The following is a 23,706-nucleotide window of genomic DNA, read 5'->3' on the forward strand; positions in this document are numbered from 1 at the left end:
TGTCGTTGATGGCAGTCAACGATTGAACGGAGAGTCAAATGGCCAAAGCTAAATTCGAACGTAACAAGCCCCACTGCAACATCGGCACCATCGGTCACGTCGACCATGGCAAGACCTCGCTGACCGCAGCGATCACCAAGGTGCTCGCAGAAACCGGCGGCGCGACGTTCACCGCCTACGACCAGATCGACAAGGCGCCGGAAGAGAAGGCGCGCGGCATCACGATCTCGACCGCTCACGTCGAGTACGAGACGCAGAACCGCCACTACGCTCACGTCGACTGCCCCGGCCACGCCGACTACGTGAAGAACATGATCACCGGTGCCGCCCAGATGGACGGCGCGATCCTGGTCGTGTCGGCTGCTGACGGCCCGATGCCGCAGACCCGCGAGCACATCCTGCTCGCCCGCCAGGTCGGCGTGCCGGCGCTCGTCGTGTTCCTGAACAAGTGCGACATGGTCGACGATCCGGAGCTGCTCGAGCTGGTCGAGATGGAAGTTCGCGAACTGCTCTCGAAGTACGAGTTCCCGGGCGACGATATTCCGATCATCAAGGGCTCGGCTCTCGCCGCCCTCGAAGACAAGGACAAGAAGCTCGGCCACGACGCCATCCTCGAGCTGATGCGCAATGTCGACGAATACATCCCGCAGCCGGAGCGTCCGATCGACCAGCCGTTCCTGATGCCGGTTGAAGACGTGTTCTCGATCTCGGGCCGCGGCACCGTCGTCACCGGCCGTGTCGAGCGCGGCATCGTCAAGGTCGGCGAGGAAATCGAGATCGTCGGTATCCGCGCCACCCAGAAGACCATCGTCACCGGCGTCGAAATGTTCCGCAAGCTGCTCGATCAGGGCCAGGCCGGCGACAACATCGGTGCGCTGCTCCGCGGCACCAAGCGCGAGGAAGTCGAGCGTGGCCAGGTGCTGTGCAAGCCCGGTTCGGTCAAGCCGCACACCAAGTTCAAGGCTGAGGCTTACATCCTCACCAAGGAAGAGGGCGGTCGTCACACCCCGTTCTTCACCAACTACCGTCCGCAGTTCTACTTCCGCACCACCGACGTGACCGGCGTTGTGCACCTGCCCGAAGGCACCGAGATGGTGATGCCGGGCGACAACATCGCGATGGAAGTGCACCTGATCGTGCCGATCGCGATGGAAGAGAAGCTGCGCTTCGCGATCCGCGAAGGCGGCCGCACCGTCGGCGCCGGCGTCGTCGCCGCCATCATCGAGTAAGGGTGGATCAGTCAGTTTGCAGCGGGTGGGTTCGCCCACCCGCCGCTCACCACTCGCTATTCGCTAATTGAGCGACGAAGAAAGAGATACGGCAATGAACGGCCAAAACATTCGCATCCGTCTCAAGGCGTTCGACCATCGAATCCTCGATACGTCGACCCGTGAGATCGTGAACACGGCGAAGCGCACCGGTGCGCAGGTTCGCGGACCGATTCCGCTGCCGACCCGCATCGAGAAGTTCACCGTCAACCGTTCGCCGCACGTTGACAAGAAGAGCCGCGAGCAATTCGAGATGCGCACTCACAAGCGCCTTCTCGACATTGTCGACCCGACCCCGCAGACCGTCGATGCGCTGATGAAGCTCGACCTGGCCGCCGGTGTCGACGTCGAGATCAAGCTCTAAGGTTTTGGATTTTTACGTCCGCCGCTTGCGGACAGAAAGACAGGAAGCACGCCGATGCGCTCCGGAGTGATCGCACAGAAGGTCGGGATGACGCGGGTCTTTACGGAGACCGGCGAGCATATCCCTGTGACCGTGCTGAAGTTGGGCAACTGCCAGGTGCTGGGCCACCGCACGACCGAGAAGAACGGCTATGTCGCTCTTCAGCTCGGCTCGGGCGCCCGCAAGACGGTGTACATGCCGAAGGCCGAACGCGGCCAGTTCGCGGTCGCCAAGGTCGAGCCGAAGCGCAAGGTTGCCGAGTTCCGCGTGTCCGAGGACGCGTTGATCCCGGTCGGCGCGGAAATCCAGGCGGACCATTTCGTGGTCGGCCAGTTCGTCGACGTGACCGGCACCTCGATCGGTAAGGGCTTTGCCGGCGGCATGAAGCGCTGGAATTTCGGCGGTCTGCGCGCCACCCACGGTGTCTCGGTCTCGCACCGCTCGATCGGTTCGACCGGTGGCCGTCAGGACCCCGGCAAGACCTTCAAGAACAAGAAGATGCCCGGCCACATGGGCGTCGACCGCATCACCACGCTCAATCTGCGGGTGGTTTCGACCGACGTCGAGCGCGGCCTGATCCTCGTCGAAGGCGCCGTCCCCGGCTCCAAGGGCGGCTGGATCTCGGTGCGCGACGCGGTCAAGAAGCCGCTGCCGAAGGAAGCTCCGAAGCCCGGCAAGTTCAAGGTTGCCGGCGGCGAAGCTGCCGAGGCTGTGGCCGAGAAGGAGGGTGTGTGAGATGGAACTGAAAGTCACCACCCTTGAAGGCAAGGAAGCTGGTTCGGTCCAGCTGTCGGACGAGATCTTCGGTCTCGAGCCGCGCAAGGATATCATCCAGCGTTGCGTGCAGTGGCAGCTCAACAAGCGCCAGGCCGGCACCCACAAGGCGAAAGGTCGCGCCGAGATCTGGCGCACCGGCAAGAAGATGTACAAGCAGAAGGGCACCGGCGGCGCCCGTCACGGCTCGGCCCGCGTGCCGCAGTTCCGCGGCGGTGGCCGTGCCTTCGGTCCGGTTGTTCGCTCCCATGCGACCGACCTGCCGAAGAAGGTGCGCGCGCTCGCGCTGAAGCATGCGCTGTCGGCCAAGGCCAAGGACGGCGGGCTGATCGTGATCGACAATGCGCAGCTCGAGGCGGCCAAGACCAAGGCCCTGATCGGTCACTTCTCCGGCCTCGGCCTGACCAACGCGCTGATCATCGACGGCGCCGAGCTGCATAACGGTTTCGCGACCGCTGCCCGCAACATCCCGAACATCGACGTGCTGCCGATCCAGGGCATCAACGTCTACGACATTCTCCGCCGCCACAAGCTGGTGCTGACCAAGGCTGCGGTTGATGCGCTGGAGGCGCGCTTCAAATGAAGAACATCGATCCGCGCCACTACGACGTCATCATCTCGCCGGTCGTGACGGAAAAGGCGACGCTCGCCTCCGAGCACAACAAGGTGCTGTTCAAGGTCGCCGCCAAGGCGACCAAGCCGCAGATCAAGGAAGCGGTCGAGAAGCTGTTCGACGTCAAGGTGAAGAGCGTCAACACGCTCGTCCGCAAGGGCAAGACCAAGGTGTTCCGCGGCAATCTCGGCTCGCAGTCGGATTCCAAGCGCGCGATCGTGACCCTTGAAGAGGGCCACCGCATCGACGTGACTACCGGACTATAAGGCGCAACGACGATGGCATTGAAAACCTACAATCCCACGACGCCGGGCCAGCGCCAGCTGGTCATGGTCGATCGTTCGGCGCTCTACAAGGGCAAGCCGGTGAAGACCCTGACCGAGGGCAAGCTCGGCAACGGCGGTCGCAACAACACCGGTCGCATCACGGTGCGTTTCCGCGGCGGCGGCCACAAGAAGGCCTACCGCACCGTCGACTTCCGCCGCGACAAGGTGGACATGCCGGCGGTCGTGGAGCGGCTCGAGTACGATCCGAACCGCACTGCGTTCATCGCGCTGATCAAGTATCAGGACGGTGAGCTGGCCTACATCCTGGCGCCGCAGCGTCTGGCGGCGGGCGACACCGTCGTCGCCGGCAACTATGTCGACGTCAAGCCGGGCAACGTCATGCCGCTCGGCAACATGCCGGTCGGCACGATCGTGCACAACATCGAGCTGAAGATCGGCAAGGGCGGCCAGCTGGCGCGCTCCGCCGGTACCTACGCCCAGATCGTCGGCCGCGACCAGGACTACGTGATCGTCCGCCTGAACTCGGGCGAGCAGCGTCTTGTGCACGGCCGTTGCCGCGGCACGATCGGTGCGGTCTCGAACCCGGATCACATGAACATCTCGATCGGCAAGGCCGGTCGCACCCGCTGGCTCGGCTGGCGTCCGCACAACCGCGGCGTCGTCATGAACCCGATCGATCACCCGCACGGCGGTGGTGAAGGTCGTACCTCGGGCGGTCGTCACCCGGTCACTCCGTGGGGCAAGCCGACCAAGGGCAAGAAGACCCGCACCAACAAGTCGACCAACAAATTCATTCTCCTCAGCCGCCACAAGCGGAAGAAGTAAGGAACGCCGGACATGGTTCGTTCAGTCTGGAAAGGCCCGTTCGTCGAGGGTTCTCTGCTCAAGAAGGCAGATGCCGCCCGCGCGTCCGGCCGTCACGACGTCATCAAGATCTGGAGCCGTCGCTCCACCATCCTGCCGCAGTTCGTCGGCCTGACCTTCGGTGTCTACAACGGCCAGAAGCATGTGCCGGTGGCGATCAACGAGGAAATGGTGGGTCACAAGTTCGGCGAGTTCTCGCCGACCCGGACCTTCCACGGCCACTCGGGCGACAAGAAAGCCAAGAAGGCTTGAGGAATAGACGATGAGCAAACCAAAGCGCGAACGTAGCCTCGCGGACAATGAGGCCAAGGCCGTCGCCCGCATGCTGCGCGTCAGCCCGCAGAAGCTCAACCTGGTGGCGCAGCTGATCCGCGGCCGCAAGGCTTCGGCTGCGCTCGCCGACCTGCAGTTCTCGCGCAAGCGGATCGCGGTCGACGTCAAGAAGTGCCTGGAATCGGCGATCGCGAACGCCGAGAACAACCATGACCTCGATGTCGACGATCTCGTCGTTGCCGAGGCGCATGTCGGCAATGGCATCGTGATGAAGCGTTTTGCTCCGCGCGGCCGTGGCCGTTCGGGCCGTGTGTTCAAACCGTTCTCGCACCTGACCATCGTGGTTCGTCAGGTCGAGGCCGAGGCAAGCGCCTAAGAAGGGCGCAGGAGAAGACGATGGGTCAAAAGATCAATCCAATCGGGCTGCGTCTCGGCATCAACCGGACCTGGGACTCCCGTTGGTTCGCCGGCAAGCAGGAATACGGCAAGCTGCTGCACGAAGACGTCAAGATCCGCGAGATCCTGCACAAGGAGCTCAAGCAGGCGGCCGTCGCCCGCATCGTGATCGAGCGTCCGCACAAGAAGTGCCGCGTGACGATCCACTCGGCCCGTCCGGGCGTCGTGATCGGCAAGAAGGGCGCCGACATCGACAAGCTGCGCAAGAAGGTTGCCGACATCACCTCGTCGGACGTCGTGATCAACATCGTCGAAATCCGCAAGCCGGAGCTCGACGCGACCCTGGTCGCTGAATCGATCGCCCAGCAGCTCGAGCGCCGCGTTGCGTTCCGCCGCGCCATGAAGCGCGCCGTGCAGTCGGCGATGCGTCTCGGTGCCGAGGGCATCCGCATCAACTGCTCGGGCCGTCTCGGCGGCGCCGAAATCGCGCGCATGGAGTGGTATCGCGAAGGTCGCGTGCCGCTGCACACGCTGCGCGCCGACGTCGACTACGGCGTCGCCACCGCGTTCACGACCTTCGGCACCTGCGGCGTCAAGGTCTGGATCTTCAAGGGCGAGATCCTCGAGCACGATCCGATGGCCCAGGACAAGAAGATGGCCGAGGGCGACAGCACGCCGCGTTCGCGCCGCGACGCCGCTTGAGGCAAAGCAGGAATTTGAGGGCTTAAAGCCATGATGCAACCTAAGAAGACGAAGTTCCGGAAGGCGCATAAGGGCCGTATCCACGGCGTTGCGACCTCTGGCGCGACGTTGGCGTTCGGCCAGTTCGGCCTGAAGGCGATGGAGCCTGAGCGCGTCACCGCCCGTCAGATCGAAGCCGCCCGCCGCGCGCTGACCCGTCACATGAAGCGCGCCGGCCGCGTCTGGATCCGGGTGTTCCCGGACGTGCCGGTGTCGAAGAAGCCCGCCGAAGTCCGCATGGGCTCCGGCAAGGGTGCGCCTGAATTGTGGGTGGTCCGGATCAAGCCGGGCCGCGTGATGTTCGAGATCGATGGCGTGCCGGTGCAGACCGCCAAGGAGGCGCTGTCGCTCGCCGCCGCCAAGCTGCCGATCAAGACGCGCTTCGTTGCGCGCATTGCGGAGTAATCGCCATGGCCGAGATGAAAGTTGAAGACATTCGCGCGATGAGCGACGACCAGCGGGAAGACGCGGTCCTCAACCTGAAGAAGGAACGCTTCAACCTGCGTTTCCAGCGCGCCACCGGGCAGCTGGAGAACACGTCGCGGATGCGGGAAGCCCGCCGCGATATCGCTCGTATCAAGACCATCGCCGCGCAGCAGCGCGCGAACAAGAAGTAAGGGGCCAGCTATGCCGAAACGTACTCTGCAGGGCGTGGTCGTCAGCGACAAGCAAGCCAAGACCGTCGTGGTGCGCGTCGATCGCCGCTTCACCCACCCGATCTACAAGAAGACGATCCGCCGTTCCAAGAACTACCACGCGCACGACGAGAACAACCAGTTCAAGCCGGGCGACATGGTCTGGATCGAGGAATCGAAGCCGATCTCGAAGCTGAAGCGCTGGACCGTGGTCCGGGGCGAACACAAGAAAACGGCCTGATTACCTCGGCCTGGCCGAAGTCATTCAGGGAAATTTTGGGCGCGCTAAAGCGCAGAAAGAGGACGAGGTGCATCAATGATTCAGATGCAGACCAACCTCGACGTGGCCGATAATTCAGGCGCACGCCGTGTCATGTGCATCAAGGTTCTTGGAGGTTCCAAGCGCCGCTATGCCACCGTGGGCGACGTTATCGTTGTGTCGATCAAGGAAGCCATCCCGCGTGGCAAGGTGAAGAAGGGCGATGTGATGAAGGCCGTCGTGGTCCGGGTCCGCAAGGACATCCGCCGCGCCGACGGTTCGGTCATCCGTTTCGACCGCAACGCTGCCGTGCTGATCAACAATCAGTCCGAGCCGGTCGGCACCCGTATCTTCGGGCCGGTGCCGCGCGAGCTGCGCGCCAAGAACCACATGAAGATCATTTCGCTCGCGCCGGAGGTGCTGTGATGGCTGCCAAGATCCGCAAGGGCGACAAGGTGATGGTGCTCACCGGCCGCGACAAGGGTCGCACCGGCGAGGTGTTCGAGGTGCGTCCGGACGAGAACAAGGCTCTCGTTCGCGGCATCAATCTGGTCAAGCGTCACCAGAAGCAGAGCCAGACCCAGGAAGGCGGCATCATCTCCAAGGAGATGCCGATCGACCTGTCCAACATTGCGTATGTCGGCAAGGACGGAAAGCCGACCCGCATTGGGTTCAAGATTCAGGCCGATGGCAAGAAGGTTCGTGTTGCCAAGAGCTCGGGAGCAGAGATCGATGGCTGAGACAGCTTACACGCCGCGCCTGCGCGCGGAGTATGACAAGAAGATCCGCGGCATGATGACCGAGAAGTTCGGTTATGCCAACGTGATGCAGGTGCCGCGCCTCGACAAGGTCGTGCTCAACATGGGCGTCGGCGATTCCGTCAACGACCGCAAGAAGGCCGAGACCGCCGCTGCCGAGCTCAGCCAGATCGCCGGCCAGAAGGCGATCGTGACCTATTCGCGGATCGCGATCGCGACCTTCAAGCTGCGTGAGAACCAGCCGATCGGCTGCAAGGTCACGCTGCGCAAGGCCCATATGTACGAGTTCATCGACCGCCTGGTGAACGTGGCGCTGCCCCGCGTCCGCGACTTCCGCGGCCTGAACCCGAAGAGCTTCGACGGCCGTGGCAACTATTCGCTCGGCATCAAGGAGCACATCATTTTCCCCGAGATCGACTTCGACAAGGTCTCGGAAGCGCGTGGCATGGACATCACGGTGTGCACCACCGCCAAGACCGACGACGAGGCGCGTGCCTTGTTGACCGCTTTCAATTTCCCGTTCCGGCAGTGAGTAGCTGAGGCAAAGCCACTCAAACGCGGATACCCAGGAGCCAAGCATGGCAAAGAAGAGTTCGATCGAGAAGAACAACCGGCGCAAGCGGATGGCGAAGAACGCTGCCCCGCAGCGCGAGAAGCTGAAGGCGATCATCGCCGACAAGACCAAGCCGATGGAAGAGCGCTTCGCGGCGACGCTGAAGCTCGCCGAGATGCCGCGCAACTCGTCGCCGACGCGCATCCGCAACCGTTGCGAGCTGACCGGGCGTCCGCGCTCGAACTATCGCAAGAACAAGCTCTCGCGCATCGCGCTGCGTGAACTCGGCTCCAAGGGCCTGGTTCCCGGCCTCGTGAAGTCGAGCTGGTAAGGGGAGGGTCGGAACAATGTCTACGCACGATCCGATCAGCGATCTCATCACCCGCATCCGCAACGCGCAGATGCGCTCCAAGTCCAAGGTCTCGAGCCCCGGCTCGAAGATGCGCGCCAACGTGCTCGAAGTGCTGAAGTCCGAGGGTTACATCCGCGGCTACGCCAGCGTCGAGCACGCGTCGGGCCGCAGCGAGCTCGAGATTGAGCTGAAGTATTTCGACGGCGAGCCCGTCATCCGCGAGATCGAGCGGGTGTCGAAGCCGGGCCGCCGCGTTTACGCCTCGGTGAAGAACCTGCCGCGCGTGAACAACGGTCTCGGCATTTCGGTGTTGTCGACGCCGAAGGGAATCATGGCTGACCACGAGGCGCGCGACGCCAATGTGGGCGGCGAAGTTCTCTTCACGGTGTTCTGAGGAAGGATTTTACGATGTCACGTATCGGCAAAAGGCCGGTGGCGATCCCGTCGGGTGTGACGGCAAGCGTCGAGGGCCAGACGGTGAAGGTGAAGGGGCCGAAGGGCCAGCTTCAGTTCGTCGTGCATGACGACGTCGAGGTGAAGTTCGAGAACGGCCAGGTCAAGGTCGCTCCGCGCGTCAAGACCAACCGCGCGCAGGCGATGTACGGCACCGCGCGCGCGCAGGTCGCCAACCTCGTCGAGGGCGTCACCAAGGGCTTCGAGAAGAAGCTCGAGATCACCGGCGTCGGTTACCGCGCCGCGATGCAGGGCAAGAACCTGCAGCTCGCGCTCGGCTACAGCCACGACGTGGTCTACGCGATCCCGGAAGGCATCACCATTGCGGTGCCGAAGCCGACCGAGATCACGATCACCGGCAACGATCCGCAGCGCGTCGGCCAGGTCGCCGCCGAGATCCGCGCCTACCGTCCGCCGGAGCCCTACAAGGGCAAGGGCGTGAAGTACGCCAACGAATTCATCTTCCGCAAGGAAGGCAAGAAGAAGTAACGGAGCCGGTCATGTCACTCAAGGTTACGAATGCCCGGCGCAAGCAGCGCGTCCGCCTTGCGCTTCGCCGCTCGGCTGGCGGCCGTCCGCGGCTGTCGGTGTTCCGCTCGTCCAAGCACATCTACGCTCAGGTCATCGACGACCAGAAGGGCGAGACGCTCGCGTCCGCCTCGTCGCTGGAGAAGAACCTGCGCGACGCCGGCAAGACCGGCGCCGACATCGATGCGGCGAAGGCCGTCGGCAAGCTGCTGGCGGAACGCGCGGCGCAGAAGGGCGTCAAGGAAGTCGTGTTCGATCGCGGCGCCTACATCTATCACGGGCGCGTCAAGGCGCTCGCGGATGCGGCGCGCGAAGGCGGATTGAGCTTCTAAACTTTACGAACGATTACAGGATAGAGGCGTAAGGCCTCCTAGAGATTGGAAAACACCATGGCAGGTGAACGCGAACGCGGCGGACGCGAACGGAGCAGGGATCGCGAAGAGCGCGACAGCGAGTTCGTCGACAAGCTCGTCCACATCAATCGCGTGGCGAAGGTCGTCAAGGGCGGCAAGCGCTTCGGCTTTGCGGCGCTGGTCGTGATCGGCGATCAGAAGGGCCGGGTCGGTTTCGGCCACGGCAAGGCGCGCGAAGTTCCGGAAGCGATCCGCAAGGCGACCGAGTCGGCGAAGCGCAACCTGACGCGCGTCGCGCTGCGCGAAGGCCGCACGCTGCATCACGACGTCGCCGGCCGTCACGGCGCCGGTCGCGTCTATCTGCGTACCGCTCCGGCGGGTACCGGCATCATCGCCGGCGGCCCGATGCGCGCGGTGTTCGAGACGCTCGGCATCCAGGACGTGGTGGCGAAGTCGATCGGTTCGTCGAATCCCTACAACATGGTTCGCGCAACCTTCGACGCGTTGAAGCATCAGGATTCGCCGCGCTCGGTGGCTGCCCGCCGCAACATCAAGGTCTCCACCCTGCAGTCGCGCCGCGTCGGCGGCGACGCCGAAGTGGTGGCGGAATAACAACGCGCGCTTCTCGAAGCGCTATTCGGAGTTACTGTCATGGCCCAGGCCAGCAAGACCATCAAGGTCGAGCAGATCGGCAGCGCAATCCGCCGCCATCACTCGCAGCGTTCGACGCTGATCGGCCTCAAGCTCAACAAGATCGGCCGGGTTGCCGAGCTGCAGGATACCCCTGAAGTTCGCGGCATGATCAGCAAAGTTCAGCATCTCGTCCGCGTCGTCGGCGAGTAAGCAGAGATAAGGAGAAGGGCGATGAAGCTCAGCGATATCGCCGACAACGCCGGCTCGCGCAAGAAGCGCATGCGTGTCGGCCGTGGCATCGGTTCCGGCAAGGGCAAGACCTCGGGCCGCGGCGGCAAGGGCCAGACCGCGCGTTCGGGCGTCCGCATCAAGGGTTTCGAAGGCGGCCAGATGCCGATGCATCGCCGTCTGCCGAAGCGCGGCTTCAACAACATCTTCCGGCTCGACTTCGCCGAGATCAATCTCGACCGTCTGCAGGAAGCGATTGACAACAAGCTGGTCGATGCGAGCGCGACGGTGACCGTCGAAACGCTGGTGAAGGCCGGCGTGCTGCGCCGCGCCAAGGACGGCCTGCGGCTGCTCGGCCGCGGCGAGATCAAGACCAAGCTGACCATCGAGGCGCACGGCGCTTCCAAGTCGGCTATTGCTGCGGTCGAGAAGGCCGGCGGCTCGGTCAAGATCCTGGCTCCCGCCAAGGACGAAGGCGAGGCGGCGTAACATCTGCGTCATTGCCCGCGGCCTGCGCGGGCAATCCGCAGATCGAATGATGGACTTATCGAGGCCGAGCACCAGATAATGTCCGGTGTCTGCCGACGGCCCCGAGAGGACTGGTTCCTTGGGGGCGTCGGCGAAGCGGGCTCCGGGAGAAAGCCGAACATGGTCTCAGCAGCCGAACAACTTGCCGCAAACCTCAATTTCGGACAGCTGGCGAAAGCCGACGAGCTGAAGAAGCGCATCTGGTTCACCCTGGGTGCGCTGCTTGTTTATCGGCTGGGCACCTACATCCCGCTGCCGGGCATCGACCCCAACATTTGGGAGCAGGTGTTCCGCAGCCAGTCCGGCGGCATCCTCGGCATGTTCAACATGTTCGCCGGCGGCGGCATCCACCGCATGGCGATCTTCGCGCTGAACATCATGCCGTACATTTCGGCATCGATCATCGTCCAGCTCTTGACCACCGTGTCGCCGCAGCTCGAGGCGCTCAAGAAGGAAGGCGAGGCGGGCCGCAAGACGCTGAACCAGTACACCCGCTATCTGACGGTGATCCTGGCGCTGTTCCAGTCCTACGGCATCGCGATCGGCCTCGAAGGCGCCGGTAATGTCGTCAGCGACCCCGGCATGTTCTTCCGGATCTCGACCGCGATCACGCTGACCGGCGGCACCATGTTCCTGATGTGGCTCGGCGAGCAGATTACCTCGCGCGGCATCGGCAACGGTATCTCGCTCATCATCCTGTCCGGCATCGTCGCCGAGCTGCCGTCGGCACTCGCCAACATGCTGGAGCTCGGCCGCCAGGGCGCGATGTCGACCGGCCTGATCCTGATCGTCATCGTGATGGCGGTCGCCGTGATCGCCTTCATCGTGTTCATGGAGCGCGCGCAGCGCCGCCTGCTGATCCAGTATCCGAAGCGCCAGGTCGGCAACAAGATGTTCGAGGGCCAGTCCTCGCATCTGCCGCTCAAGCTCAACACCTCGGGCGTGATTCCGCCGATCTTCGCCTCGTCGCTGCTGCTGCTGCCGACCACGGTCGCGAACTTCAACGCCGGCAAGGGGCCGGAGTGGTTCCAGTGGCTCACCACCCAGCTCAGCCACGGCCGCCCGCTGTTCCTGCTGATGTATCTGGCGCTGATCGTGTTCTTCGCCTTCTTCTACACCGCGATCGTGTTCAACCCGACCGAGACCGCGGACAATCTGAAGAAGCATGGCGGCTTCATCCCGGGCATCCGGCCCGGTGAGCGCACCGCCGAATACATCGACTACGTGCTGTCGCGCATCACGGTGCTCGGTGCGATCTATCTCGCGATCGTCTGCCTGATTCCTGAAATTCTGATTTCCTACGCCTCGGTCCCGTTCTACTTTGGCGGCACTTCGCTCCTGATCGTCGTCAGCGTGACGATGGATACGGTGTCGCAGGTGCAGGGCTATCTGCTCGCGCATCAGTATGAAGGGTTGATCAGGAAGTCGAAGCTCAGGGGAGGCCGCCGCCGCTGATCGCGGCGCGGCTTCAAACTCAAAACACAGGTGTGCGGACGTCGCCCACCTAGCCGGGGGGCGAAACAGATATGAGATTGATCCTTTTGGGGCCGCCGGGCTCGGGCAAGGGAACCCAGGCGCAGCGGCTGGTGCACCGGCATGGCATCGTTCAGCTCTCGACCGGCGAGATGCTGCGCGCAGCGGTTGCCGCGGGCACCCCGGTCGGCTTGCAGGCCAAGGAGATCATGGCCAATGGCGGTCTGGTGCCCGACGAGGTCGTGGTGGGAATCATCGCTGACCGGATCGAGGAGCCTGACGCCAAGAAGGGCTTCATTCTCGACGGCTTCCCGCGCACGGTGCCGCAGGCGGAGGCGCTCGACGAACTGCTCCGGAAAAAGCACCTCAAGCTCGACGCCGTCGTTGAGCTGCGCGTCAACGAGAGCGCGCTGCTCGCCCGCGTCGAGAAGCGTGCCGAGGAAACCCGCGCGCGCGGCGAGGAAGTTCGCCTGGACGATACGCCGGAAGTGCTGACCAAGCGCCTCGCGCAGTATCGTTCGCTGACGGAACCGCTGATTCACTATTATTCGGAGCGGCGGAAGCTTCTGACGGTCGATGGCATGATGACCATCGAGCACGTCACCCGCGAGATCAACCGGATCCTGACTGCGCTCGGCGCGCTGGAACCGAAGGAGCACGAGGAGCCCAAGGGAGCTTCAAAGAGCGCCTCGAAGGCGTCCAGGACGGCCAAGAAGACCGCGAAGACGGCGACGAAGAAAGCTGCCGAATCGGCAAAAAAGGCCGCCAAACCGGCCCGGAAGGCCGCCAAGTCGGCCTCAAAGCCGGTCTCCAAGGCCAAAGCTGCCAAGAAAGCTACCAAGAAGGCTGCGAAGCAGCCGACCAGGAAGACCGTGAAGAAGGCCGCAAAGCAGGCCGCCCGTGCCGCGAATGCCCGGAAGGGGGCAAAAGCGGCCAAAAAGGCAGCAAAAAAGCTCACGAAAAAGCGAGCTAAACGCTAGGAGCGGTTGACGAAACCGACATGAATCCTTTAATAAGCCCCGCATCCAAGTTGGATAGTTTTATGACGATGCCGGGCCCCGAAGGACATGAGGGGAAGGGCGTCGTGTTCGCGTTTGTGGACACAAGCCCGCAGAGAGCAAGAACTTGAGAAGCCCGTATCCGTGATGGAGCGGCGACAGGAGAGAAGTCCGTGGCCCGTATTGCCGGCGTCAACATTCCTACCAACAAGCGCGTCCTGATCGCGCTTCAGTACATCCATGGTATCGGCCAGAAGAACGCGGCCGACATCATCGAGAAGGTCAAGATCCCGGTGGACCGTCGCGTCAACCAGTTGACCGACCAGGAAGTCCTGCAGATCCGCGAAGTGATCGACCGCGACTATCTGGTCGAGGGCGACCTCCGTCGTGAGGTCGGCATCAACATCAAGCGGCTGATGGACCTCGGCTGCTATCGCGGCCTGCGTCATCGCCGTGGTCTGCCGGTGCGCGGCCAGCGCACCCACACCAATGCGCGCACGCGCAAGGGTCCGGCCAAGGCGATCGCCGGCAAGAAGAAGTAAGTTTTGCGAATTGCAGGTGGGGGGTAGCGAATCGAATTTCGCTACTCGCCATTTGCGTTTTGAGGTGTAGCCGCTGGCACTACGGCGGCGTTGAGATCACAGGAAAGGTTTGAAATGGGCAAGGAAGCCACCCGCGTACGTCGCCGCGAACGCAAGAACATCGCCTCCGGCATCGCGCACGTGAATTCGTCGTTCAACAACACGACCATCACCATCACCGACGCGCAGGGCAACACCATCGCCTGGTCGTCGGCCGGCACCATGGGCTTCAAGGGCTCGCGCAAGTCGACCCCCTATGCCGCGCAGGTCGCGGCCGAAGACGTCTCCAAGAAGGCGCAGGAACACGGCATGCGTACGCTGGAGGTTGAAGTGGCCGGCCCGGGTTCGGGCCGTGAGTCGGCGCTCCGTGCGCTGCAGGCTGCGGGCTTCACCGTCACCTCGATCCGCGACGTGACCACGATCCCGCACAATGGCTGCCGTCCGCGCAAGCGTCGGCGCGTTTGATCTGTAAATCGCGGGCGGCTGCTAGCCGCCCTGCGATGGTTTTTGGAATTGACCGCGCGGACTGTTCCGCGATCTCCAACGCCAGGTTCGGCCATTCGACGGGCCCAACGACTGGCACATGGGTGAACAAGTGACGATCCAGAAAAATTGGCAAGAACTCATTCGACCGAACAAGCTGCAGGTGACGCCGGGCTCGGACGCGAGCCGGTTCGCCACCGTGGTCGCCGAGCCGCTCGAGCGCGGCTTCGGCCAGACGCTCGGCAACGCGCTGCGCCGCATCCTGCTGTCCTCGCTGCAGGGCGCGGCGGTGCAGTCGGTGCATATCGACGGCGTGCTGCACGAGTTCTCCTCGATCGCCGGTGTCCGTGAAGACGTCACCGACATGGTGCTCAACATCAAGGACATCTCGATCAAGATGCAGGGCGAAGGCCCGAAGCGCATGGTCGTGAAGAAGCAGGGCCCGGGCGCCGTCACCGCCGGCGACATTCAGACCGTCGGCGACGTCACCGTGCTCAACCCTGACCTGCAGCTCTGCACGCTGGACGACGGCGCCGAGATCCGCATGGAATTCACGGTCACGACCGGCAAGGGCTATGTCGCCGCCGAGCGCAACCGGCCTGAGGATGCGCCGATCGGCCTGATCCCGGTCGACAGCCTGTTCTCGCCGGTCCGTAAGGTCTCCTACAAGGTCGAGAACACCCGTGAGGGCCAGATCCTCGACTACGACAAGCTGACCATGACGATCGAGACCAACGGCGCGATCACGCCGGAGGACGCGGTGGCCTATGCCGCGCGCATCCTGCAGGATCAGCTCAACGTGTTCGTCAACTTCGAAGAGCCGCGCAAGGAAGTCACGCAGGAGATCATCCCCGATCTCGCGTTCAACCCGGCGTTCCTCAAGAAGGTCGACGAGCTCGAACTGTCGGTGCGTTCGGCAAACTGCCTGAAGAACGACAACATCGTCTACATCGGCGACCTCGTGCAGAAGTCGGAAGCGGAAATGCTCCGCACCCCGAACTTCGGCCGCAAGTCGCTGAACGAGATCAAGGAAGTGCTGGCCCAGATGGGTCTGCACCTCGGCATGGAAGTGCCGGGCTGGCCGCCGGAGAACATCGACGAGCTCGCCAAGCGCTTCGAGGATCACTACTGATCCGATTCAATCATCATGGCCGGGCTCTCCCGGCCATGATTCTACGGCACGATCCCGGAAAAGTGCGCAGCGGTTTTCCGACCAGGATCGCGCCAAACAAAGTAGCAAAAGCGCGAGATCGCGCTTTTGTGGGCGAACGCAGGCAGCCCACCTGAGCAACATGTCCGACGAACCGTCGCGGCAGATTACAAAGTAAGGAATAGACAATGCGTCACGGCAAGGTTCATCGGAAGCTCAACCGCACCGCCGAGCACCGGCGTGCGATGTTCGCCAACATGGCGGCCGCGCTGATCAAGCACGAGCAGATCGTCACCACGCTGCCGAAGGCCAAGGAGCTGCGGCCGATCGTCGAGAAGCTCGTCACCCTCGGCAAGAAGGGCGGTCTCGCCCTGCGCCGCCAGGCGATTTCGGAGTTGCGCGACCTCGACCAGGTCAAGAAGCTGTTCGACACGCTGGCGACCCGCTACAAGGACCGCCAGGGCGGCTACACCCGCATCATCAAGGCCGGCTTCCGCTACGGCGACAACGCGGCGATGGCCGTGATCGAGTTCGTCGACCGCGACGTCGATGCCAAGGGCCAGGACTCCGGTCCGACCCAGGACAAGGAAGCCGAGGCGGCATAAGCCGGTCTCTCCGCACGGATTTCGAAAACGGCGCCTTCGGGCGCCGTTTTTATTTGGCGGCCACGCTCCATCCCCGTCGTCCTGGCGAAAGCCAGGACCCATTACCTCAAATCTCAATTGTTGCGCGACGCTGGGGCTCAAGTCCTTCTCGCGATCACCTGCGGTGGTAATGGGTCCTGGCTTGCGCCAGGACGACGTCGTCTGTGTACTGTCGTCCTCACGCATCGGTGAGACACAATTGCGGTGCATCATGCCGCGCCCGATATCCATCGACATCAATGGAGATGACAGATGAAAATCGACCTTTCCGGAAAGACTGCGCTGGTGACCGGCTCGACCGCGGGCATCGGCAACGCCATTGCAAAGGGGCTGGCGGAGACCGGCGCGGAGGTCGTCATCAACGGCCGTAGCCAGGCCAAGGTCGATGCCGCGATGGCCGCGATCGCCAAGGCGGTGCCGGGCGCCAAGGTCCGCGGCATCGCCGCCGACGTCTCGACATCGGCCGGATGCAAGGCGCTGCTCGCGGCGTTGCCCGAGGTCGACATCCTCGTCAACAATGCCGGCATCTTCGAGCCGAAGGGCTTCTTCGATATTCCGGACGAGGACTGGAGCCGCTTCTTCGAGGTCAACGTGATGTCGGGCGTGCGGCTGTCGCGCGGCTACATGCAGGGCATGCTGAAGCGCAATTGGGGCCGCATCGTCTTCATCTCCTCGGAATCCGGCCTCAACATCCCGACCGAGATGATTCACTACGGCACGACCAAGACCGCGCAGCTTGCGATCGCGCGCGGGCTCGCGGAGCTGACCAAGGGCACCGCCGTCACGGTCAACTCCGTGCTGCCCGGACCGACCATGTCCGAGGGAGTCGAGACCTTCGTCAAGGATCTCGCCAAGCAGAACGGCCAGTCGGTCGAGGAGGCGGCCTCCAACTTCGTCAAGCAGCACCGGCCGACCTCGCTGCTGCAGCGCTTTGCCAGCACCGAGGAGATCGCCAATCTCGTGGTCTATGTCTGCTCCAAGCAGGCCTCGGCAACCAATGGCGCCGCGCTGCGCGCCGAGGGCGGCATCGTCAATACGATCGCGTGAGGCCGCATGTCCGCCTATGTGATCTCGGAGGTCGAGATGCGCGACGCCGCCGCGTTCGAGGCCTATCGCGCGCAGGCGGCGAAGACCATCGAACAGTATGGCGGGCGCTATCTCGTGCGCGGCGGCGCAGCTGAAGTGGTGGAGGGCGCTCCGGCGCCGAACGCCATTGTCATCGTCGAGTTTCCGTCCATGGCACGTCTACGTGAGTGGTACGCCTCACCGGAATATGCCGCGGCACTCAAGCATCGGCGGACCGGGCTGGAGCGCCGGCTGATCTTCGTCGAGGGCATTCTGCCGAGCTAGGCTTTGGCCCCGTCGAGGAACTCGCTGAAGCCTGACGGGTGATAGGGGCCGAAGCATATCTGCTCGAGGACGCCAATTCCCGTCCGGTCGCCTTGGCGGGCGCGCACCACCTGTTGCACGTGCACGTTCTCGCGGGCCAGCGGGTCGAGCGTCAAGGGATCGAACGACTCGCCGCCGATCTCGAGCTCGCCCTTCCACATGCCCTGGCCCCATTGCGGATGACCGTAGCCGAGGCCCTTCATCTGGAATTTGAGGATCGGGTCGAGTGCGATGGTCGAGGTGTGGCCGTCGATGTCGACCAGGTCGATTTCGGCCGACTGCGCCAGCCGCGTGCTCGGCACGTATCTGACGCGGTGCCGCGCGGTCGCCATGCGGCGGTCGAGCCCGTCGACGACGCCCGGGATCTCGGCCTCGCTTCGGTAGAGCGGCGCGGTGATGCCCTCGCGGACCAGCGCCTCGCCGCGCGTGCCGTCGAAGAAGATGGCGTGCGAGATGTGGTCGTCCCAGACCAGCGGCGCCCAGAGGAAGAACACGCTCGGCAGCGGCATCGGCGCGCCGCCCACATCGCGTTCGCCGACATTGCGAACGCCCCAGGAGCGATCCTTGGTGGCGTAGCAGGTGCGATCGTCGACCTTGATCTCGCCATCGGGGTGACGCACGACGCCGCTCCAGCGGCCGAACTGGTCGAACCGGGTCGAATCCATCGCGCGGCGGTCGCCCGACCAGAGCGTCTGGCGCGCTTCCTGGATCGCAGCGGTGCGCGCGGAGAAGGTCAGGTCGCAGGAAAGGCCCGTCGCATTGTCGTCGAGCACGATTCGGGTCCGCAGCATCGGCTCGATGACCTCGAGCCTGAACGGGCCGACCTGCATCTCGGTGCGCTCGAGCGGCGCCCGCCGCGAACCGTAGAAGCAATGCTGCCGTCCGCCGCGCTCCACGACGCTGAAGGCGCAATCGAGGATCTTGCGGTGCGGGTAGATCGCAATGCCGATCCCGAAATAATACGCGCCGTCCGCGGTGTAGCCGTTGAACCAGGTGCGGTCATAGACATTGCGGTCGCTGGTCGAGGGAACCGCGATCGGTTCCGGCGTCTGGTGGATGGGGAAGTCGTCCAGTTTGTTGAGCACGCCGATCCCTTTCGCTAGCCCTCAATCCTGCCAGTATGAGAAACTGTCGTGGTCCAGCGCTTGCGCGCAGGCGCCACGGGTCATTTTCAGGAACAGCGCGTCACCGCGCTCGGAACGCTGGACGCTGAGCGCGGAGACGACGCCCATCATGATGCCGTGTAGCGTGTAGCGCCGGTAATCCCGCCAGCATTCATCCCAGCCATAGTCGCGCACGCCGCGCCGGATCAGCTCCGAGTGATAGAACCGCACCAGATCGGCTTCATGTAGCCGCCGTTCGGACGGATCGATGCCGGCCGACAGGAAATAGGCGACGTCGACGATGCCCGGTCCCATCGTCATCGTCTGCCAGTCCAGCGTGGCCATCGGACGGGTGTTGCCGCGCACGTCGAACAGCATGTTGTCGAGCCGGAAATCCGCATGCTGCAGCGTTCGCGGCACCGATCGATCGGACTGGTAGCGCGGGATCGCGTCCGGAAGCCGGTCGATCAGATCGAGGAATTCCGGCTCGATCACGCCGTGATACCGTTCCTTGTAGAGACCGATGATGCCGGGCAGCACCGCGCGAAGGTCTCGGCGCCGGCTCGCGGCAACCGCGAAGCATTGCACCGCATCGAGCGTCGGATCGTTCCATCGCGGCGCATGCAGCGCGGCGGCCTCACGCATCGCCGTCAGGCTGTCGGCGATCGCGCATCCGGCGAGCTGGTCTCCCGGGCGCGCGGGCGCCAGATCCTCCAGGATCAGTGTGAAGTCGTCGGTCGCCGGATCGATTTCGGCGAGGATCGGCCGCGGGGTGTGAATATCGACGGTCGCCGCCAGCTCGCGATAGAACGCGACCTCGCGGACATAGAGCGTGTGCGCGGAACCGGAGCGGCGGCTGTCGGGATCCGCGGCCGGGAATTTGCCGACCACGCTTGCGGGCGCGTTCGGTTCGTCGCCGTCATAGGTCAGATGAAATCGATAGCTGTCGCCGACGAGGCCATTGCCGACTGGCTTGCAGGCGAGATCGACGACCCTGACCTGGTCGATCATGCCGGCTTCACGCAGCGCCCGTGTCATCCACTCCGGATCGATCCGCGACGGATCGGCCGTGAGCAAACTCATCAGTTTCCTCCCATCCCCGTGGGCGTCACCACCGTTCGGACCGCGTCTCGCGCGACCGGATTGAGGGCGGGGTGATCGTTGCGCAAAGCATACAGGCGATGCTGGCTTTGGCAAAAGCCATGCGCCGCCTGTGGGGATATCTCGGGAGTTCCGTAGGCGCGTAGGGCGGGTTAGCGTCAGCGTAACCCGCCGTTCTTGCGCGTGGCGTGGTGGATTACGCCTTCCGCCTTCGCTCGTTGAGCTACGGTGGACGTCGTCGGCTAATCCACCCTACGCAACGAGTCCTACCAGCCTTCCAGCACGATCTTGCCGCGCGACTTGCCGCTTTCCAGCAGCGCATGGGCGCGCTTGAGGTTGGCGGCGTTGATGGTGCCGAAGGTCTGGTCGAGCGTGGTGCGCAGCACGCCCTTGTCGATCAGGTCGGCGACGTCGTTGAGCAGATGATGCTGCGCGATCATGTCGGGCGTCTGGAACGAGGAGCGCGTGAACATCGATTCCCAGTGCACCGACACCGCCTTGCCCTTGAACGCGGCGACGTTGAATTCGGCGGGATCGTCGATCAGGCCGAACTTGCCCTGCGGTGCGATGAAGTCGGCGATCGACTTGTAGTGCTGGTCGGTGAAGGTGAGGCTGGCGACGAGGCCAACCGGCGGCAGCTTCAAGCTCTCGATCTGCTCCTTCATCGGCTGCGAGTGATCGATCACCGCATGCGCACCGAGATCGCGGCACCACTTCGCAGACTCCGGCCGCGTCGCGGTCGCGACCACCGTCAGCCCGGTGAGGCGGCGCGCGAGCTGGATCAGGATCGAGCCGACGCCGCCGGCGCCGCCGGTGATCAGCAGCGTGCGCGGATCGAGGCTCTTGCCCGGCACCGCGCCGAGGCGGTCGAACAGCAGCTCCCAGGCGGTGATCGAGGTCAGGGGCAGGGCGGCGGCCTGCGCGAAGGACAGCGCGGTGGGCTTGCTGCCGACGATGCGCTCGTCGACCAGATGAAATTCCGAATTGGTGCCCTGGCGCAGGATGGAGCCCGCGTAGAACACTTCGTCACCCGGCTTGAAGAGCGAGACGTCGGGCCCGACGGCGTCGACCACGCCGGCCGCATCGAAGCCGAGGATCTTGTAGCCGCCGTCGGTCGGCGCCGCGCGCTTGCGCACCTTGTAGTCGACCGGGTTGGCCGAGATCGCCTTCACCGCGACGCGGATGTCGTGCCCCTTCGGTTCGGGCTTGGCGATCTCGAAATCGACGAGCGAATCCGCCGCCTCGATCGGCAGCGATTTTTGGTATCCGACGGCCTTCATGGCTGGTCTCCGTGGTGGACGATTGCCTGCCGTCTAACTGTCGCGCTGGCGTCCATTTGGCAAGTACTGTAAAAACAGGGAACTAGTCCCTGTTTGTATACTATTGGGAAAATACCCGATGAAACGGAAGAATTTCGCGCGCCGGCCGGGCTGTGCGGTCGAGGCGGCGCTCGATTTGATCGATGGCAAATGGAAGGGCGTGATCCTGTATCATTTGCAGGCCGGCACCCAGCGCTTCGGCGAGCTGCGGCGGCGGATGCCCGGCATCACCCAGCGCATGCTGACCAAGCAGCTGCGCGCGCTGGAGGACGATGGCCTCGTGATCCGCAAGGTCTATGCCGAGGTGCCGCCGCGGGTCGAATACACGCTCTCCGAACTCGGCGAGAGCCTGCGCCCGGTGATCGATATCTTGAAAGCCTGGGGCGAGGGCCATCAGGAGCGGCTGTCCTGCGCGCCGGCGCCGGAAGTCGTCGTGAAGAAAAAGCGCGCGGCTTGAAAGCATCAGGTTCGCTTGAATCGGTCACGCGGCAAACTCCGCTGCACCTCTCCCGCTTGCGGGGTCGAGACGAGCGAAGCTCGCTCTTAGGTCGCATCGCATTTCATGCGATGCGGGTGGGCGCTCTTTCCACAACGTGACTCGCGGAGAGAGCCCCCACCCTGGCCCTCCCCCGCAAGCGGGAGAGGGAACGCAGTTCCGGTGCCGCTACGTTTCGATGTTCCCACGCACTTCATAACGATGAAAAGCCGGGAGCGGCGTGTCGCTCCCGGCCATTGTTATCGGCGCTGCTCAGATCGCCTCAGAACGCAACCTGTGTGCGCAGCGCGACCGCGTCGAACTTCGAGCCGGTATCCGCAGGCGAGGTTGCCGAGGCCTGCTTGGCCACGTCGCCGTGCAGGTAGTTCAGCATGAAGCGGACGTTGTTGTTGACGTACCAGTTCAGCGCGGCGGTGTAGACGGTCTGCCGTCCGCCGGCGACGCCGACGGCCTGGCCGACCTGGTCGTTGAGGTTCATCGTGCTGACGCGGCCGGCGACTTCCCACGCGCCGATGCCGCCGCCGGCAAGCGAGAACGGATCGTGCGGCTTGATACCGCCGTAGGAGGCCGTGGCCGGATTGTAGGCGTGGTTCTCGCCGGTCAGCACGTAGCCGACCTGAGCGTAACCGCCGTCGAATTTCAGGCTCGGTGCGCCGAACGGCGGCAGCCCGGTGTTCGCAGAACGGTCGACATTGAACCAATAGTACTCGCCCTGTGCGATGAACGAGCCATAGGTCGCCGCCGCCTCGACGCCGTAGACCTGCGCGCCCGAGACGTTGGCGATCGCACCGGTCGAGATCAATGTCGTCGGGTCGATGCGCAGCTCGGGCCGGTCGTTCAGCGTGAGCGTCTGCGCCTGCGTCAGCTGGTTGCGCGGCGGCTGCACCAGCCATTCCGCATCGGCGCCGATATGCACCGAATAGTCCTTGCCGCTGATCGGATTGCCGGCGACACGGATGACGCCGCCATACTGCTCGGAGGTGCCGGCCGGTGTGACTGAGGACGCAGAGTGAATTGCACCCGTCGTCGGTCCGGTGACATAGCCGCCGATCCAGAGCTGGTCGTTCCACCAGCGGGTGCCGGCGCCCGACCGGAAGTCTCCGGCCGCGATGTTCTGTGCGATGATGCCGACCGTGGCGCGCTCCATGAACAGGATATCGTTGGAGCTGGTGGATTCGTCCAGCGTCCACGGGATGTCCATGATGCCGCCTTCGATGGCCATCTTGCCGCCGAACGGCCTGAAGCCGGTGTAGCTCAGATAGGCATTCTCGACGCCGGCGGTGCCGCCGCCCGGCAGCGATCCCGCAGCCGCGCCGCCGAAGCCGTCGGACGAGCCGCCGAAGTCGTAGACCAGCGCGTAATTCCAGTCGCCGAAGAATTTGCCGATGATGCCGATGCGGGCGCGGCGGAGGTTCTCGCCGCTGTCGAGCTTCTGCGGCGAGGTGGCTGCGGTGTTCGGACGATAGTCGTAGCCGCCGACATCCCAGTGCACGCGGCTCGTGATCGCGACGCAGTTCTGTTCGTCCGCAGTGCAAATCGTCGGCCGGTTGTTCGGCATCGTCACCACGACGCCGGACGGCGCGATCGGGCCCTTGACCGGGATCGCGGCGTTGGCGCTTGCGACCCGCGCGGCCTTCGCATCCGCCGCCTTCGCGTTGGCATTTGCGCTGGCTGCGGTCGCGGTATTGGCATTGGTCTGCTTCTGCAGCTTGTCGAGCTTCTGCTCGAGCATCTTCAGCTGCTGCTTCAGCAGCGCGATCTCCGCGTCGCTGCCGCCTCCGGCCGATTGCGAATAGGCCGGCGAGGCGGCGAGCGCCCCTGCAAGCCCTATGGCGATTGCACCAACTTTTATCGCGCCCATTGTGCACCCCTGTTGTGTTTGAATTCCCCACTCACTCACCAAAACGTCCTAGGAGTTGATCGTGACTGACGCACGACAGCGCTTCGAGGCATCGCAGTTCCGCTTGTTGTCCGCAGGCAACAAGCGAAGCGGCGCAGTGAGATGACAGTCATCATAGAAGCTCGGTGGCGCGCTTCAACGCGGCTGCGGCCGGTTTTGCACCGGTCCGG

At 63.9% G+C, this 23,706-nt stretch carries 35 protein-coding genes; 31 read left to right on the top strand and 4 right to left on the bottom strand.

Annotated elements, in window-relative coordinates; genetic code table 11:
• Nucleotides 1-38 precede the first annotated feature (38 nt).
• From tuf to CO675_RS28335, 30 genes are all read left to right on the top strand, one after another.
• The gene (tuf, locus tag CO675_RS28190; protein WP_097675073.1) at nt 39-1,229 is read left to right on the top strand and encodes an elongation factor Tu; all 1,191 of its coding nucleotides are present in this window, start codon (nt 39-41) and stop codon (nt 1,227-1,229) included.
• Between the two features lie 94 nt (nt 1,230-1,323).
• Nucleotides 1,324-1,632: a 30S ribosomal protein S10 gene (gene rpsJ, locus CO675_RS28195; protein WP_002712302.1), complete on the top strand. Its 309-nt coding sequence runs from the start codon at nt 1,324-1,326 to the stop codon at nt 1,630-1,632.
• Nucleotides 1,633-1,686: 54 nt separating this feature from the next.
• Nucleotides 1,687-2,406, top strand: a complete 720-nt coding sequence (gene rplC, locus CO675_RS28200) for a 50S ribosomal protein L3 (protein ID WP_029081772.1) — start codon at nt 1,687-1,689, stop codon at nt 2,404-2,406.
• Between the two features lies 1 nt (nt 2,407).
• On the top strand, nt 2,408-3,028 hold the full coding sequence (gene rplD / locus CO675_RS28205) for a 50S ribosomal protein L4 (protein WP_097675074.1): 621 nt from the start codon (nt 2,408-2,410) through the stop codon (nt 3,026-3,028).
• Complete coding sequence (locus tag CO675_RS28210; protein ID WP_097675075.1) at nt 3,025-3,324, top strand: 50S ribosomal protein L23; 300 nt, start codon at nt 3,025-3,027, stop codon at nt 3,322-3,324. Before rplD ends, CO675_RS28210 begins: the two co-directional genes overlap by 4 nt.
• Nucleotides 3,325-3,336: 12 nt before the next feature.
• Nucleotides 3,337-4,170 (top strand): 50S ribosomal protein L2, encoded by an 834-nt coding sequence (rplB, locus tag CO675_RS28215; RefSeq protein ID WP_021081655.1) that lies wholly within the window; start codon nt 3,337-3,339, stop codon nt 4,168-4,170.
• A gap of 12 nt (nt 4,171-4,182) precedes the next feature.
• Nucleotides 4,183-4,461 carry a 30S ribosomal protein S19 gene (rpsS, locus tag CO675_RS28220; protein ID WP_018272137.1) on the top strand — a complete coding sequence of 93 codons (279 nt, stop codon included), beginning with the start codon at nt 4,183-4,185 and terminating at the stop codon, nt 4,459-4,461.
• Nucleotides 4,462-4,471: 10 nt separating this feature from the next.
• Nucleotides 4,472-4,858 (top strand): 50S ribosomal protein L22, encoded by a 387-nt coding sequence (gene rplV, locus CO675_RS28225; RefSeq protein ID WP_018272136.1) that lies wholly within the window; start codon nt 4,472-4,474, stop codon nt 4,856-4,858.
• 20 nt (nt 4,859-4,878) lie between these two features.
• Nucleotides 4,879-5,580 carry a 30S ribosomal protein S3 gene (gene rpsC, locus CO675_RS28230; protein ID WP_097675076.1) on the top strand — a complete coding sequence of 234 codons (702 nt, stop codon included), beginning with the start codon at nt 4,879-4,881 and terminating at the stop codon, nt 5,578-5,580.
• A gap of 30 nt (nt 5,581-5,610) precedes the next feature.
• Complete coding sequence (rplP, locus tag CO675_RS28235) at nt 5,611-6,024, top strand: 50S ribosomal protein L16 (RefSeq protein WP_016843752.1); 414 nt, start codon at nt 5,611-5,613, stop codon at nt 6,022-6,024.
• Between the two features lie 5 nt (nt 6,025-6,029).
• Complete coding sequence (rpmC, locus tag CO675_RS28240) at nt 6,030-6,236, top strand: 50S ribosomal protein L29 (protein WP_097675077.1); 207 nt, start codon at nt 6,030-6,032, stop codon at nt 6,234-6,236.
• A 10-nt stretch (nt 6,237-6,246) separates the two neighbouring features.
• On the top strand, nt 6,247-6,495 hold the full coding sequence (gene rpsQ, locus CO675_RS28245) for a 30S ribosomal protein S17 (RefSeq protein WP_066499426.1): 249 nt from the start codon (nt 6,247-6,249) through the stop codon (nt 6,493-6,495).
• 75 nt (nt 6,496-6,570) lie between these two features.
• Entirely contained in the window at nt 6,571-6,939 is a 369-nt protein-coding gene (gene rplN, locus CO675_RS28250; RefSeq protein WP_011473865.1) for a 50S ribosomal protein L14, read from the top strand.
• Nucleotides 6,939-7,253 (top strand): 50S ribosomal protein L24, encoded by a 315-nt coding sequence (gene rplX, locus CO675_RS28255; RefSeq protein ID WP_097675078.1) that lies wholly within the window; start codon nt 6,939-6,941, stop codon nt 7,251-7,253. Before rplN ends, rplX begins: the two co-directional genes overlap by 1 nt.
• Nucleotides 7,246-7,803, top strand: coding sequence for a 50S ribosomal protein L5 (gene rplE, locus CO675_RS28260; protein ID WP_097675079.1), 558 nt, complete (start codon nt 7,246-7,248; stop codon nt 7,801-7,803). The genes rplX and rplE overlap by 8 nt, the downstream gene beginning before the upstream one ends.
• Nucleotides 7,804-7,849: 46 nt before the next feature.
• A complete protein-coding gene (gene rpsN, locus CO675_RS28265; protein WP_029081762.1) occupies nt 7,850-8,155 on the top strand; it encodes a 30S ribosomal protein S14 in 306 nt (101 codons plus the stop codon).
• A 16-nt stretch (nt 8,156-8,171) separates the two neighbouring features.
• Nucleotides 8,172-8,570 (top strand): 30S ribosomal protein S8, encoded by a 399-nt coding sequence (rpsH, locus tag CO675_RS28270; RefSeq protein ID WP_021081651.1) that lies wholly within the window; start codon nt 8,172-8,174, stop codon nt 8,568-8,570.
• 14 nt (nt 8,571-8,584) lie between these two features.
• Nucleotides 8,585-9,118, top strand: a complete 534-nt coding sequence (gene rplF / locus CO675_RS28275; RefSeq protein ID WP_092114986.1) for a 50S ribosomal protein L6 — start codon at nt 8,585-8,587, stop codon at nt 9,116-9,118.
• A gap of 11 nt (nt 9,119-9,129) precedes the next feature.
• Nucleotides 9,130-9,489: a 50S ribosomal protein L18 gene (rplR, locus tag CO675_RS28280; RefSeq protein WP_029081760.1), complete on the top strand. Its 360-nt coding sequence runs from the start codon at nt 9,130-9,132 to the stop codon at nt 9,487-9,489.
• A 57-nt stretch (nt 9,490-9,546) separates the two neighbouring features.
• The gene (gene rpsE / locus CO675_RS28285; protein WP_097675080.1) at nt 9,547-10,122 is read left to right on the top strand and encodes a 30S ribosomal protein S5; all 576 of its coding nucleotides are present in this window, start codon (nt 9,547-9,549) and stop codon (nt 10,120-10,122) included.
• Nucleotides 10,123-10,161: 39 nt separating this feature from the next.
• Nucleotides 10,162-10,353: a 50S ribosomal protein L30 gene (gene rpmD, locus CO675_RS28290; RefSeq protein WP_092114985.1), complete on the top strand. Its 192-nt coding sequence runs from the start codon at nt 10,162-10,164 to the stop codon at nt 10,351-10,353.
• Nucleotides 10,354-10,374: 21 nt separating this feature from the next.
• Entirely contained in the window at nt 10,375-10,860 is a 486-nt protein-coding gene (gene rplO, locus CO675_RS28295) for a 50S ribosomal protein L15 (protein WP_076858257.1), read from the top strand.
• Between the two features lie 159 nt (nt 10,861-11,019).
• A complete protein-coding gene (gene secY, locus CO675_RS28300) occupies nt 11,020-12,354 on the top strand; it encodes a preprotein translocase subunit SecY (protein WP_021081647.1) in 1,335 nt (444 codons plus the stop codon).
• 71 nt (nt 12,355-12,425) lie between these two features.
• Nucleotides 12,426-13,352 carry an adenylate kinase gene (locus CO675_RS28305; RefSeq protein WP_097675081.1) on the top strand — a complete coding sequence of 309 codons (927 nt, stop codon included), beginning with the start codon at nt 12,426-12,428 and terminating at the stop codon, nt 13,350-13,352.
• Between the two features lie 191 nt (nt 13,353-13,543).
• Nucleotides 13,544-13,912, top strand: a complete 369-nt coding sequence (rpsM, locus tag CO675_RS28310) for a 30S ribosomal protein S13 (protein WP_050420404.1) — start codon at nt 13,544-13,546, stop codon at nt 13,910-13,912.
• Nucleotides 13,913-14,026: 114 nt separating this feature from the next.
• Nucleotides 14,027-14,416: a 30S ribosomal protein S11 gene (gene rpsK / locus CO675_RS28315; protein ID WP_006021048.1), complete on the top strand. Its 390-nt coding sequence runs from the start codon at nt 14,027-14,029 to the stop codon at nt 14,414-14,416.
• Nucleotides 14,417-14,534: 118 nt separating this feature from the next.
• The gene (locus CO675_RS28320; protein WP_097675082.1) at nt 14,535-15,566 is read left to right on the top strand and encodes a DNA-directed RNA polymerase subunit alpha; all 1,032 of its coding nucleotides are present in this window, start codon (nt 14,535-14,537) and stop codon (nt 15,564-15,566) included.
• Between the two features lie 206 nt (nt 15,567-15,772).
• Entirely contained in the window at nt 15,773-16,189 is a 417-nt protein-coding gene (rplQ, locus tag CO675_RS28325) for a 50S ribosomal protein L17 (protein WP_097675083.1), read from the top strand.
• A 291-nt stretch (nt 16,190-16,480) separates the two neighbouring features.
• Nucleotides 16,481-17,275 carry an SDR family NAD(P)-dependent oxidoreductase gene (locus CO675_RS28330; RefSeq protein WP_097675084.1) on the top strand — a complete coding sequence of 265 codons (795 nt, stop codon included), beginning with the start codon at nt 16,481-16,483 and terminating at the stop codon, nt 17,273-17,275.
• Nucleotides 17,276-17,281: 6 nt separating this feature from the next.
• On the top strand, nt 17,282-17,578 hold the full coding sequence (locus tag CO675_RS28335; RefSeq protein ID WP_097675085.1) for a DUF1330 domain-containing protein: 297 nt from the start codon (nt 17,282-17,284) through the stop codon (nt 17,576-17,578).
• Here the strand turns inward: CO675_RS28335 and CO675_RS28340 are convergent.
• The 3 genes from CO675_RS28340 to CO675_RS28350 form a co-directional block, all read right to left on the bottom strand.
• On the bottom strand, nt 17,575-18,702 hold the full coding sequence (locus tag CO675_RS28340) for an Rv3169 family protein (protein ID WP_097675086.1): 1,128 nt from the start codon (nt 18,700-18,702) through the stop codon (nt 17,575-17,577). The two genes, CO675_RS28335 and CO675_RS28340, sit on opposite strands and share 4 nt — an antisense overlap.
• Nucleotides 18,703-18,723: 21 nt before the next feature.
• Nucleotides 18,724-19,803, bottom strand: a complete 1,080-nt coding sequence (locus CO675_RS28345) for a phosphotransferase (RefSeq protein WP_097675087.1) — start codon at nt 19,801-19,803, stop codon at nt 18,724-18,726.
• 284 nt (nt 19,804-20,087) lie between these two features.
• A complete protein-coding gene (locus CO675_RS28350; protein ID WP_097675088.1) occupies nt 20,088-21,101 on the bottom strand; it encodes a zinc-binding alcohol dehydrogenase family protein in 1,014 nt (337 codons plus the stop codon).
• Between the two features lie 118 nt (nt 21,102-21,219).
• On the opposite strand from CO675_RS28350, the gene CO675_RS28355 reads away from it, so the two are divergent.
• The gene (locus CO675_RS28355) at nt 21,220-21,597 is read left to right on the top strand and encodes a winged helix-turn-helix transcriptional regulator (protein WP_021081638.1); all 378 of its coding nucleotides are present in this window, start codon (nt 21,220-21,222) and stop codon (nt 21,595-21,597) included.
• Nucleotides 21,598-21,898: 301 nt separating this feature from the next.
• Here CO675_RS28355 and CO675_RS28360 read toward each other — a convergent pair whose 3' ends face one another.
• Nucleotides 21,899-23,497, bottom strand: a complete 1,599-nt coding sequence (locus CO675_RS28360; protein WP_097675089.1) for an OprO/OprP family phosphate-selective porin — start codon at nt 23,495-23,497, stop codon at nt 21,899-21,901.
• Between the last annotated feature and the right edge of the window lie 209 nt (nt 23,498-23,706).

The organism is Bradyrhizobium sp. C9, assembly GCF_002532045.1.
Classification (GTDB): Bacteria; Pseudomonadota; Alphaproteobacteria; order Rhizobiales; family Xanthobacteraceae; genus Bradyrhizobium.

Coding starts and splice junctions, on each gene's coding strand:
- CO675_RS28210 (WP_097675075.1), top strand. CDS start 3,025: ATGAAGAACATCGATCCGCGCCACTACGACGTCATCATCTCGCCGGTC.
- rpsH (WP_021081651.1), top strand. CDS start 8,172: ATGTCTACGCACGATCCGATCAGCGATCTCATCACCCGCATCCGCAAC.
- rplV (WP_018272136.1), top strand. CDS start 4,472: ATGAGCAAACCAAAGCGCGAACGTAGCCTCGCGGACAATGAGGCCAAG.
- CO675_RS28355 (WP_021081638.1), top strand. CDS start 21,220: ATGAAACGGAAGAATTTCGCGCGCCGGCCGGGCTGTGCGGTCGAGGCG.
- CO675_RS28330 (WP_097675084.1), top strand. CDS start 16,481: ATGAAAATCGACCTTTCCGGAAAGACTGCGCTGGTGACCGGCTCGACC.
- rplF (WP_092114986.1), top strand. CDS start 8,585: ATGTCACGTATCGGCAAAAGGCCGGTGGCGATCCCGTCGGGTGTGACG.
- rpsJ (WP_002712302.1), top strand. CDS start 1,324: ATGAACGGCCAAAACATTCGCATCCGTCTCAAGGCGTTCGACCATCGA.
- rpmC (WP_097675077.1), top strand. CDS start 6,030: ATGGCCGAGATGAAAGTTGAAGACATTCGCGCGATGAGCGACGACCAG.
- CO675_RS28345 (WP_097675087.1), bottom strand. CDS start 19,803: ATGAGTTTGCTCACGGCCGATCCGTCGCGGATCGATCCGGAGTGGATG.
- rplP (WP_016843752.1), top strand. CDS start 5,611: ATGATGCAACCTAAGAAGACGAAGTTCCGGAAGGCGCATAAGGGCCGT.
- rpsC (WP_097675076.1), top strand. CDS start 4,879: ATGGGTCAAAAGATCAATCCAATCGGGCTGCGTCTCGGCATCAACCGG.
- rplO (WP_076858257.1), top strand. CDS start 10,375: ATGAAGCTCAGCGATATCGCCGACAACGCCGGCTCGCGCAAGAAGCGC.
- CO675_RS28320 (WP_097675082.1), top strand. CDS start 14,535: ATGGGTGAACAAGTGACGATCCAGAAAAATTGGCAAGAACTCATTCGA.
- rplN (WP_011473865.1), top strand. CDS start 6,571: ATGATTCAGATGCAGACCAACCTCGACGTGGCCGATAATTCAGGCGCA.
- tuf (WP_097675073.1), top strand. CDS start 39: ATGGCCAAAGCTAAATTCGAACGTAACAAGCCCCACTGCAACATCGGC.
- CO675_RS28335 (WP_097675085.1), top strand. CDS start 17,282: ATGTCCGCCTATGTGATCTCGGAGGTCGAGATGCGCGACGCCGCCGCG.
- secY (WP_021081647.1), top strand. CDS start 11,020: ATGGTCTCAGCAGCCGAACAACTTGCCGCAAACCTCAATTTCGGACAG.
- rplX (WP_097675078.1), top strand. CDS start 6,939: ATGGCTGCCAAGATCCGCAAGGGCGACAAGGTGATGGTGCTCACCGGC.
- rpsN (WP_029081762.1), top strand. CDS start 7,850: ATGGCAAAGAAGAGTTCGATCGAGAAGAACAACCGGCGCAAGCGGATG.
- rplQ (WP_097675083.1), top strand. CDS start 15,773: ATGCGTCACGGCAAGGTTCATCGGAAGCTCAACCGCACCGCCGAGCAC.
- rplD (WP_097675074.1), top strand. CDS start 2,408: ATGGAACTGAAAGTCACCACCCTTGAAGGCAAGGAAGCTGGTTCGGTC.
- CO675_RS28350 (WP_097675088.1), bottom strand. CDS start 21,101: ATGAAGGCCGTCGGATACCAAAAATCGCTGCCGATCGAGGCGGCGGAT.
- CO675_RS28360 (WP_097675089.1), bottom strand. CDS start 23,497: ATGGGCGCGATAAAAGTTGGTGCAATCGCCATAGGGCTTGCAGGGGCG.
- rpmD (WP_092114985.1), top strand. CDS start 10,162: ATGGCCCAGGCCAGCAAGACCATCAAGGTCGAGCAGATCGGCAGCGCA.
- rpsE (WP_097675080.1), top strand. CDS start 9,547: ATGGCAGGTGAACGCGAACGCGGCGGACGCGAACGGAGCAGGGATCGC.
- rpsQ (WP_066499426.1), top strand. CDS start 6,247: ATGCCGAAACGTACTCTGCAGGGCGTGGTCGTCAGCGACAAGCAAGCC.
- rplB (WP_021081655.1), top strand. CDS start 3,337: ATGGCATTGAAAACCTACAATCCCACGACGCCGGGCCAGCGCCAGCTG.
- rplR (WP_029081760.1), top strand. CDS start 9,130: ATGTCACTCAAGGTTACGAATGCCCGGCGCAAGCAGCGCGTCCGCCTT.
- rpsK (WP_006021048.1), top strand. CDS start 14,027: ATGGGCAAGGAAGCCACCCGCGTACGTCGCCGCGAACGCAAGAACATC.
- CO675_RS28305 (WP_097675081.1), top strand. CDS start 12,426: ATGAGATTGATCCTTTTGGGGCCGCCGGGCTCGGGCAAGGGAACCCAG.
- rplC (WP_029081772.1), top strand. CDS start 1,687: ATGCGCTCCGGAGTGATCGCACAGAAGGTCGGGATGACGCGGGTCTTT.
- rplE (WP_097675079.1), top strand. CDS start 7,246: ATGGCTGAGACAGCTTACACGCCGCGCCTGCGCGCGGAGTATGACAAG.
- rpsS (WP_018272137.1), top strand. CDS start 4,183: ATGGTTCGTTCAGTCTGGAAAGGCCCGTTCGTCGAGGGTTCTCTGCTC.